The organism is Gelidibacter sp., assembly GCF_039916245.1.
Taxonomy (GTDB): Bacteria; Bacteroidota; Bacteroidia; order Flavobacteriales; family Flavobacteriaceae; genus Gelidibacter.
In genome coordinates, this window is the sequence record NZ_JBDSLS010000044.1 from 1 (window position 1) to 10071 (window position 10071).

General features: G+C 37.3%; 11 protein-coding genes and 1 pseudogene. 5 read left to right on the forward strand and 7 right to left on the reverse strand.

Annotated elements, in window-relative coordinates; all coding sequences use genetic code 11:
• Positions 1-564 (forward strand): lysophospholipid acyltransferase family protein (locus tag ABIQ28_RS02205; RefSeq protein ID WP_348035118.1); only part of this gene is annotated, 564 nt, incomplete at its 5' end.
• 24 nt (positions 565-588) lie between these two features.
• On the opposite strand, the gene ABIQ28_RS02210 is transcribed toward ABIQ28_RS02205, so the two are convergent.
• From ABIQ28_RS02210 to ABIQ28_RS02220, 3 genes are all read right to left on the reverse strand, one after another.
• A complete protein-coding gene (locus tag ABIQ28_RS02210; protein ID WP_348035119.1) occupies positions 589-1230 on the reverse strand; it encodes a hypothetical protein in 642 nt (213 codons plus the stop codon).
• Positions 1231-1234: 4 nt separating this feature from the next.
• Positions 1235-1729, reverse strand: a complete 495-nt coding sequence (locus ABIQ28_RS02215; RefSeq protein ID WP_348035120.1) for a sigma-70 family RNA polymerase sigma factor — start codon at positions 1727-1729, stop codon at positions 1235-1237.
• A 168-nt stretch (positions 1730-1897) separates the two neighbouring features.
• Positions 1898-2257 (reverse strand): lysoplasmalogenase, encoded by a 360-nt coding sequence (locus tag ABIQ28_RS02220; RefSeq protein ID WP_348035121.1) that lies wholly within the window; start codon positions 2255-2257, stop codon positions 1898-1900.
• Between the two features lie 396 nt (positions 2258-2653).
• Here ABIQ28_RS02220 and ABIQ28_RS02225 point away from each other — a divergent pair, with 396 nt between their 5' ends.
• Positions 2654-4807, forward strand: coding sequence for a TonB-dependent receptor (locus ABIQ28_RS02225; RefSeq protein WP_348035122.1), 2154 nt, complete (start codon positions 2654-2656; stop codon positions 4805-4807).
• A 79-nt stretch (positions 4808-4886) separates the two neighbouring features.
• On the opposite strand, the gene ABIQ28_RS02230 is transcribed toward ABIQ28_RS02225, so the two are convergent.
• Positions 4887-5066 (reverse strand): hypothetical protein, encoded by a 180-nt coding sequence (locus tag ABIQ28_RS02230; RefSeq protein ID WP_348035123.1) that lies wholly within the window; start codon positions 5064-5066, stop codon positions 4887-4889.
• A gap of 25 nt (positions 5067-5091) precedes the next feature.
• Positions 5092-5661, reverse strand: coding sequence for a thioredoxin family protein (locus tag ABIQ28_RS02235; RefSeq protein WP_348035124.1), 570 nt, complete (start codon positions 5659-5661; stop codon positions 5092-5094).
• 44 nt (positions 5662-5705) lie between these two features.
• On the opposite strand from ABIQ28_RS02235, the gene ABIQ28_RS02240 reads away from it, so the two are divergent.
• From ABIQ28_RS02240 to ABIQ28_RS02250, 3 genes and pseudogenes are all read left to right on the forward strand, one after another.
• Entirely contained in the window at positions 5706-6041 is a 336-nt protein-coding gene (locus ABIQ28_RS02240; RefSeq protein WP_348035125.1) for a tRNA-binding protein, read from the forward strand.
• Between the two features lie 124 nt (positions 6042-6165).
• Positions 6166-6480 (forward strand): annotated as a pseudogene (locus ABIQ28_RS02245) (1-acyl-sn-glycerol-3-phosphate acyltransferase); the annotation flags it as partial.
• A gap of 54 nt (positions 6481-6534) precedes the next feature.
• Complete coding sequence (locus ABIQ28_RS02250; protein WP_348035126.1) at positions 6535-6951, forward strand: hypothetical protein; 417 nt, start codon at positions 6535-6537, stop codon at positions 6949-6951.
• Positions 6952-6986: 35 nt separating this feature from the next.
• Here the strand turns inward: ABIQ28_RS02250 and ABIQ28_RS02255 are convergent, their stop codons facing one another.
• Positions 6987-9494, reverse strand: coding sequence for a M14 family metallopeptidase (locus ABIQ28_RS02255; protein ID WP_348035127.1), 2508 nt, complete (start codon positions 9492-9494; stop codon positions 6987-6989).
• Between the two features lie 81 nt (positions 9495-9575).
• A complete protein-coding gene (locus ABIQ28_RS02260) occupies positions 9576-9965 on the reverse strand; it encodes a PUR family DNA/RNA-binding protein (RefSeq protein WP_348035128.1) in 390 nt (129 codons plus the stop codon).
• Positions 9966-10071 lie beyond the last annotated feature (106 nt).

Genomic DNA, 10071 nt, shown 5'->3' on the forward strand with positions numbered 1-10071 from the left:
AATATTAAGAATATCGGCTATTTATGGCAACCCAAATTGAATATGTACTACGTTGCTGCCAAAGAAACAATGAAGTCGGGATTATTGCCTAAAATATTTGCCTATGTGGGCTCGATCAGTATTGAGCGCACCTGGAGAGCAGAAGGTAAGGAAGTGAATCGTCAGGTCAAAATGAGTGATATCACTATGATTTCGAAAGCTCTTGATGATGGATGGGTCATTACCTTTCCGCAGGGTACCACCACACCGTTTAGACCTATCCGAAAAGGAACGGCGCATATTATAAAGCGTTACAAACCGATTGTTGTACCTGTTGTGATTGACGGGTTTAGACGTTCTTTCGATAAAAAGGGACTTCGCGTCAAAAAGAAAAATATTCTTCAGTCGATGGAGATTAAAGCGCCTTTGGTTATCGATTACGAAAATGAAACTATCGATCAGATCGTAGAAAAAATTGAATACGCCATTGAGCAGCACCCTTCGTTTCTAAAAGTAATTCCACAAGAAGAACTGAAGGCACAAGAGGAATTGAATAAGCTCAGAAGGTATAAAGTAGAGGAGTAAGCCGTAAGCATTGAAAAAACTAGATTATAACTCTAGTTTTTTCAATTCTTTATAATTCCTATTAAGTTTACTGAGCAGCAATCCATAGATCAACCAGTAGAAAAACAGTAAGACGGCTGCGAAAACAGCAATTATACCCGCGAAAATCAATATGGTTTTGGCGTAGAACATAAACGCTTCGCCATTCGCAGCAGCGGTTTGCGCTTTACTGATAAAGGCTTTGTCCTGGTCAAATTCAATGTATAGCACGGCCACAAACGTAATCGCCATGAAGGCCAGATTGAAAAACACATAATTCTTAACTGTTTTTCGAGTTCTTAAAATATTCTCCATCAATACTTTGGCGTTGTCTGTCACTGAGATTTTCCTGTAATTCTTATAGAATAAGAAGAAGAAATAAGCCAACACCACATATCCTAAAACAGTTAGGGGAATGATGAGGTAATCAGAGTCCATTTTATCAAAATGTTGTGCGTTTTCTGTGTCCTTTAAGAAAAAGGATAGGCATGCCCATAAGGCAAACTCCAACAGACTGATGATAAAGATCCATTTAACGATCGATGAGGAGCGTTTTAGGATCATTTTATATATAGCATCAGCAGAAACTTTAGGGTACTCTGTATCCTGCTGTTTCCAGTGTTTTTTTAATAGTTCTAATTCGTCCATATACTTAAGGATTAAGTATTGTTTTTAATTTGTTTTTAATCCTGTTCATTTTCACTCGGGCATTGACCTCACTAATCCCTAAAGTTTCGCTGATTTCGCGATAATCTTTTTCTTCTAAATAAAGAAAAACGAGGGCTTTTTCAATATCATTTAATTGATGAACGGCTTGATACAATAATTTCAATTGTTGCTCTTCCGTGTCATCATATTCTTCAGCCTTGATTTTAAATTGAAAGGTTTCCAATTCATAAGTGTTGACTGTGCGCTTTGATTTTCGGTATAAGGTGATGGCAGTATTTAGACCTACACGATACATCCACGTGCTGAATTTTGCGTCGCCACGGAACTTCGGATAGGCCTTCCAAAGCTGTATCGTGATTTCCTGAAACAAATCATTATGGGCATCTCTATGGTTTGTATATAGCCTACAAACTTTGTGCACAATGTTTTGATGCTCTTCAAGCAACGCGACAAAATTATGTTCTAATTCTTTGTCCAATTCTGATGGTTAGTTGTGCTATTAGTAGAAGAATGTAGGAGATTGTTACAGAAATACTGGTTTATTTTTAAAAATATTAAGTGTGAAATTAATCTTGAATAAACACTTTGATTAAGATGAATTATAAATCTGATAAATAATGAGTTGAATAGTCACTATAGAGAACGTCTATGGTTGTTTTAAAAGGCCTAAAACAATAAAAAACTGCGCCAAGCCATAAGTGAGCATGATGCTGATGCTTGAAAACGGCAACGGCATATAAAATTTATTCAAGGCCAAAATGCTATCTGAAATCACGAACAATATAGCGCCAATAAACACGAAAATAAAACTTTTTTGAGACACTTTTTTCTGTCTTAAAAACGCCGAAATGATCATCAATAAAATAACGAGGATGTAAAAAACGACGGGAATTAATAAGTCGCCCAAGTTATTTTTGAGCAGATAAAAAAGTCCGAAGGCATAAAAAGTTAAAACGATAATTAAGCCAATGGGATTTGTTTTGGGATTTCTATTTCTGAAAAACACCAAACATTAAAAGGACATCACCAGATAAAGAGAAAATAAGTGCATTTGAAATCCATATTCTCGTTTTTAGAATCATCATTTTGCTCTGGACGAAAAAATAGAGAATTAAAGAAATGAGTAGTAAAGGTTTTGTTAAATAATGCCATCGGGATAAATTTTCAACGCTTCCGCAGATGAGTTCCGCCATAAGAAGCAATAGGAATAAAATCGTAAATTTTTTTTCAGTTGTGGTCAGCATCGGTTGGAATTTGTTTCTAAGATACTAAAATGCTAGAATTATATGCTTTAAAAATGATTGTCCAATTCATCCTCAAATTCTGACAGTTCAGAACTTATGAATTTTGATTCTGCTTGTTTCGATACACATTTGTACTATCAACAAATCCATCAAGTATTATGAAAGCGTTTATTCCAGTACTCTTGTTTTTTATAACTTCTATCAGTTTCTCACAAACTACAATTTCAGGGAAAGTAACCGATGCCAAAGGGTTGCCCATTGAAGGTGCCAACGTTTATCTGGAAGGTTCTTATGATGGCGGTTCTACGGATAGTTCTGGTGTGTTTTCTTTTACCACCAGCGAAACGGGAATAAAAACCTTAATCGTATCATTTCTCTCTTTTGAAACCTTTAAAAAGCTCGCTGAGGTCAAAACGATGACGAGTTTGCAGATCAGATTGAGAGAAGATGTCAATACATTGGATGCTGTAGAGCTGTCGGCAGGAGCTTTTGAAGCGGGCGACAATAGCAAGGTTTCCGTATTAAAACCATTAGATGTTGTTACTACGGCAAGTGCTTTGGGCGATTTTGTAGGTGCGCTACAAACCTTGCCTGGAACTACAACAGTTGCAGAAGACGGACGTTTATTTGTGCGCGGTGGGGAAGCCGAGGAAACTCAGATTTTTATTGATGGCATTCGGGTATTCACGCCGTATACGCCAACCACCAATAATGCGCCAACCCGTGGACGCTATTCGCCATTTTTGTTTGATGGTATTACGTTTTCCACTGGCGGTTATTCGGCGGAATATGGTCAGGCACTTTCTAGCGTATTGTTGCTGAATACTATTGATGAAGCCGATCAAAACAAAACAGATGTCAGTCTGATGACTTTAGGTGGAGGTGTCGGCAATTCTCGAAAATGGGATAAAAGTTCTTTGAGCGTGAATACTTCTTATATTAATTTGGCACCATACGTTGCTCTATTTAAGGATAGAAATGATTGGAAAAAACCTTATGAAGCGTTTTCAGGCGAAGCAGTGTTTAGACAACATTTTGATCGCGGATTACTGAAGCTTTACACTGCTTTTGAGACTACTTATTTTGAGTTGACCCAAGAGGACATCAACTATGCTGAGGGTGTCCATTTTAAACTCAATAATAACAATCTTTATTTTAACGGCTCTTATCAAGGAATGTTGACCGATGTTTGGTCTGTTTCTGGCGGATTGAGTTACACGAATGGTCAAACCAAAGTTGGGATTATGGATAGCGATATTGCCAATACTGAAAACTCCTATCACGCCAAATTGATGTTCAAACGCCGATTTAGCAACCGTTTTAAATTGAATTTTGGTGCTGAATATTTTTCCACCCATTTCAATGAATACTATCAGGATGATCTGGTAGCATCTGCCAGTTACGGAGTCACAAATGACATTGCGGCCGCTTTTGTTGAAGCAGACGTTATTTTCTCAAAAAAGCTAGCGCTGAAAGCAGGTTTACGTGCAGATTATAGCGAGATGTTCAAATCTATGGAAGTAGCGCCGCGGTTGTCCTTGGCTTATAAAACCTCCAAAAGCAGTCAAGTGTCGTTAGCCTATGGCAACTTTTATCAAAACCCAAGTAACGCCATTTTGAAATTCGACCAAGATCTTAAATCAGAAAATACGACGCATTATATATTCAATTACCAATACAATGCGGAAGGGCGAATTTTCAGAGCGGAGGCTTATTATAAAAACTATAAGCACTTGGTAAAGTACGATACCGAATTCGTCGATTTTGATACTCATTTTTATAGTTCAGGGAGTGGTTATGCCAAGGGAATTGACTTGTTTTGGCGCGATAATAAAAATATCAAGAACGTCGATTATTGGATTAGCTATTCCTTTTTAGATACGAAACGGGATTATAAAAACTATCCCTATGCTGCGCAACCAAGTTTCGTCAATAGACATAACCTTTCTGTGGTGGGCAAATATTGGATCGAAGACTTAAAAAGTCAGGTCGGTTTCAGCTATGGTTTTGCTTCTGGCAGAAACTATACCGATCCTAATCACGACGGATTTTTAAATGCCAAAACCAATTGCTATAATAATTTGAGTCTGAATTGGGCGTATTTATTGAGTCCTCAAAAGATTCTTTATTTTTCAGTAAACAATGCCTTGGGTTCTAAAAACATCAATGGTTATCAATTTTCAAACACGGTAGATGTGAATGGTAATTATTCAAAAAGAGCCTTACGTCCTGCTGCAGATCAGTTTTTTTTCATAGGTTTCTTTTGGACAATCAGTGATAAAGGAACGGATAATCAGTTGAAGAATTTATAAGTTGATTTTTTCCTTCCTTAAGAATTGATTGTTCTTAGAATCATAGGTTATATCAATCGGAACTCTCAATTTTTTTGGATTATGGTTTTAAAGCAGATTTCTTTATTAAATCCAAACATTCTTTATACGTGATTTGGAAAGGCATTTTGTTTTCTGGGTGGTACTCAGCCAATTTTTGGTAGATTTCCTTTCGAACATCCGTGCAGGTCTTCAGGTAGAAATCATCCCCATCGTCGTTATGATCAAATCTTTTCATCATAACTGCTTGCAATGGGAAAACGATCTTATGTTACATTGTCGCTTCGCCATTTTATATTGCAGCCTAAACTAGGTTTTTGGTCTTCTGATATGGGTTGATTGTTCAATAGGGCATCCAGTGCATTTGTAAGATCTTCTCCCGTTACAGGAATGTTATTTCCAGGCCTCGAGCTATCGAGTTGACCTCTATAAACCAGTTTTAAATCGGCGTCGAAAAGATAGAAATCTGGTGTGCAGGCAGCATCATAAGCTTTCGCTACCGACTGCGTTTGATCATATAAATAAGGAAAAATAAAACCTTCGTCGATCGCTAGCTTTTTCATGAATTCCGGACCGTCTTGTGGGTAGTTTTCAACGGCATTGCTGGCAATCGCAACAAATTCAATGCCTTTAGATTTGTATTCTTTTGCAAGTTTTGCCATTCGCGCATTCACATGTTTAACAAACGGACAATGATTTGAAATAAACATAATAACCGTTCCGTTCACGCCTTTGCAATCTGCCAGGTTGCAATTTTCATTGCTTACCACGTCCAATAATTTAAAATTCGGAGCTTGAGTGCCCAAAGGCAACATGTTTGAAGGAGTATTAGCCATAACGTTTTATTTTTTTATATTGCGAGCTATTTCAAATTTTAAGGATGGAAAAGATAGTGACTTTTGAGGAGTTTACCAAAGTTGATTTACGTGTGGGGACCATCATTAAGGTCAATGATTTTCCACAGGCAAGAAATCCGTCCTATCAGTTAACCATTGATTTTGGTGCCTTAGGAATTAAAAAATCTTCGGCACAAATTACCTCACTTTATTCGAAGGAGGATTTGCTCAACAGACAAATTATAGCAATCGTTAATTTTCCGAAAAAGCAGATTGCCAAATTTATGAGCGCATGTCTTGTAATGGGAGCTGTAAAAGATAAAGATGTGTGTTTATTGCGGCCAGAAATACATGTTAAAAACGGATCTACCGTAGCTTAAATCAAAACATTTTAGAGGAAAAAACATATGGCAACTATTATGGTTGCACTATTATGAGAAGCTATCTCAGGATTGCGTTATTTTTTTACTACAAAAAAATTAGTTCAATTATCAAGAACCATTACGTCCAAATCAGGCCAGACTTTTTTTAGGAAATCATCAAAATGGTTGGATGGATCCACTTATACTCGCCACTAAAAACGGAGATTTTTATTACTTCTTAATCCGCGCAAGCGTCTTTCAAAAACCATGGGTCAGTAAGTTTTTACAAAGCTTGCTAATGATGCCAGTATATCGGTTAAGAGATGGCTGGGATAAAAATTCAAAAAACAAGGCCGTTTTCAAATTCTGTTCGGACTTATTATCCGATCATAATGCCATCGTGCTTTTTCCTGAAAAAAGCTATAATATCCAACGATTTGTCCGGCCATTGAATTAAAGCTTTTCGCACATCATTGAAGAAGCATTAGTCAACTATTCAGAGAACGTTGAGATGGTGCCTGTGGGATTGAATTATAAAAGCATAGAGGATTTTGAGGATAGCGTCGTGTTGAATTTTGGAACGCCAATCGCGTCCAAGGATTATGAAAATCTTAATCTGAATGCCTCCGTATTACGAATGAAAAGTAATGTCCATAATGCTTTGATAGTACTTACAACACAAATGGATGTTGAAGATTATGATGACATTCTTCAGAAATTAGAAAACATAAATGTAGATTTTCTAAATCCTGAAGACGTCAATCAATGTGTGAAATCGAACTTTAAAGACTGCAACACTCTACCAAATCAGAATTTACGGCGACCTTTCGTTTTGCCTTGGTCATCAGTTTGGTGCCTATTTTCATGCTGGTTATGGCAGTCATCTTATGGTTTAATTTTGGCATTTCTTATGCGCTTTTGTATTTAGCATCCATTTTTGTTTTGAATTTGGTGGCGGTTAAATTATAGTTCGTCTCTAAAAAATATCGCATTCATCATGAGTTTGTTCGTTCCGAACCAGAACGCTCTGAAATTGGTGTTGTCCGTAAATGCCACTACTTTCCCACGTTTCATACGTTGCATTTGGTAAGGTACGGTCAGTGCCAAACTATCTAAATTGGACTTGGAAATATAACCGCTCATCAATGGATTTTTGGTGTATTGTATAGGGTTGTTATAGCTCTGTTTATCAGCTTTAACGAATAAAGTTGAATTTCTAAATAATGGCAGTTTGTCGTTTTTATAGCCAAAATTAATCGGATGGGAACGATCTAGTTTAGCTTCAAAAATAGCACCGCCAATCACTTGTGCACCATTGTAATCGCTACGTTCTTCAAAAGTGATGTTTTTGGCCACTCTTTCTGATTTTTTAATATCAAGTTTCATGAGTTTATTGGTATTCATCCATCGTAAAGTGTTCTTGAAACCAATAAGCGTTCCGCCGTTTTCAACCCATGTTGACAAGGTTTCTGTATCACTTTTGCTGAGGTTGGCACTTGGTAAAATGATGGTGTTGTAGCGGCTTAAATCGGCGCGACCTAAATTTTCAGTATCCAATTTGGTCAAAATCATGTCATAACGTTGGTCCAAAAGATGCCAGATTTCGCCAGCATCAGAAGATGCCACACCATTGCCAACAATGAGTGCTATTTTTGGAAGTGTTAAGGGTTTGAATTCGTTGCTTCCCATGTTAATACCTTCGGTTAAACCTGTAGCCACTGCATCTATTTGGACATGCGCGTCTTTGGCCACTTCATTTAAAAATTGGTAGAGTTCATCAGCATTTTTTGATTGGTTTTGAATAGGAATCAAAATTGTGCCATAATCATACTCTTTTCCGTTGGCACGAAATTTTTTCATGGCAACTTGCGCTCGTAAGTCGTTTTTTAGAATTTGATTCAATGCTTTAGGAGAATAATATTCATGCCACTCCATGATATAGGCATAATCACTTTTTGAATCAACTTGTCCTACTTTCATTTTTAAATCTACAACCCGATCGCCCAGATGTGAGGAAGGAATGCCTTCAACATAATCTAAATTAAATGCTAGGGGCAGGGTCCAAGCTGAAATATCATAAAATAAGCTATCCTGAAATGAGGTGCGTTTTTCAAACATGGCGTTGATCAATCGCGTGTTTTTCTGATTTTTTGGAACGACGTAACTATAGCCTTTTTTGAATTGCTTGCCGTCAATGGTAGCATCGTTTTTAAGTTCATACATTTCAATCTGATGTCTTCTTAATATTTCGGCCAATTCGTAGGTTTTGGCAGCATCCTTCGCATCGCCAAAAATGATGTTTTTTCCTTTTTCTTTATTGCCTTCATTGCGGGCGTTTTTGAAAAAGTCGTGTTGGTATTTTAAAATTTCTTCACGCATATGGTAACCCGCATCCAAAGTTGATAGTGCGGCTGTAAACTGATTGCGGATGGTAAAAGGGAAGGTTAAAATCCCGTTCGTGCTTTCTTGAATATGGCCTCTGGAACTGGCTTGTTCAAACAGAATGCCGATGCTCCCGTTAATATCAGGGAATGTGGAGCCTTTTCCATAATAGAAATCGTCAAAACTTTCTTCGGTATAATAGAAGGAACCGATTTTATCAAAAGCTTTTGCGTGATAATTACCGATTTTTTTGGTCAAATCCTGATTTAATTGCGGCGTGAGTGGATGAGTTCTGCTTGGAATTCCTGGTTGAAAAAAGAAAGAGGAGTTCGTGCCCATTTCATGATGATCGGTCAGGATATTTGGCAGCCACTTATGAAAGGTTTCCAGTCGCGCTCTTGATTCTGGCAATTGCACCGGTAGCCAATCTCTATTCATGTCAAACCAATAATGATTGGTTCTACCTCTTGGCCAAACTTCATTGTATTCGCGATCATTTGGATCTGGATTTAAGTTTTTGCTTTTATTGGAATTCGCCCAATAAGCAAAACGCTGTAATCCATCGGGATTGAATGAAGGGTCAAAAAGTATGATAGTATTGTCCAGCAAATCTTTAACAGCGTCACTTTCTGCGGCAGCGAGATAATAAGCTAATAAAAGTGCAGCATTAGAGCCACTTGGCTCATTACCATGAATGGAAAACCCTTGGTTGACCACAATGGGCATAGTGCTGGTGTTGACCGACGCATTATCTTCAGTGGCGGCGATATGTTGCTGACGAATGACGTCAATATTTTGATGGTTTTTTGGTGAAGTGATGGTCAGCAGTATCAAAGGTCGGCCTTCATAAGTGTTGCCTCTATTTTCAATAGTGATTCGGTCTGAGCTTGCCGCTAGTGCTTTCATGTATTCGACCAACTTGTCGTGGGTAATGTGCCACTCGCCAACTTCGTGGCCAATGACCGATTGCGGCGTAGGAATCGCTTGGTTGTAAGTGGTGTTTTGCGGGAGATAATAGCTGAGGTCCGTTTGTTTTTGTCCAAAAACGAAACAGGTCGTTAAAAAGAGTAGGGTGTGTATTAGTTTCATAGATATTTAGTTAGTTTATAAAATATAAAAAAAACCGCTACTTAAAGTAACGGTTTTTTTTATATTTTGTCCTGTGATCGCTTATATGTCTTCAAAGTTGATGTCAGTAAAGTTTTCTGCAGATTTAATTGTCTCTGAATCGAAATCCTCATCTTCAGCGTCAAGCTCTTCTTTTTTGAAATCTTTTTGATGACGTTCGCTGATGACTTCATCGCCTTTTTCATCAATAACATAATCGATCATTTCCTTCAAAATCACATTAAACTCACTGAAATCCTCTTTGTAAAGATAAATTTTGTGCTTTTTGTAGTGAAAAGAACCATCGTCATTCGTGAATTTTTTACTTTCTGTAATGGTGAGGTAATAATCTCCTGCTTTTGTGGCTCTTACGTCAAAGAAATAAGTCCTTCTTCCTGCGCGTAATACTTTAGAGAATATTTCCTCTTTCTCCATCATTCCGTGATCACTCATATGTTTTTATTTTAATTAGTAACAGTTTACGTACCAAAAATCTAAAAAATAATATTAGTAACCAACATTTTCTGAAATTTCTTTTAATGAATGGGCAAGAATCATC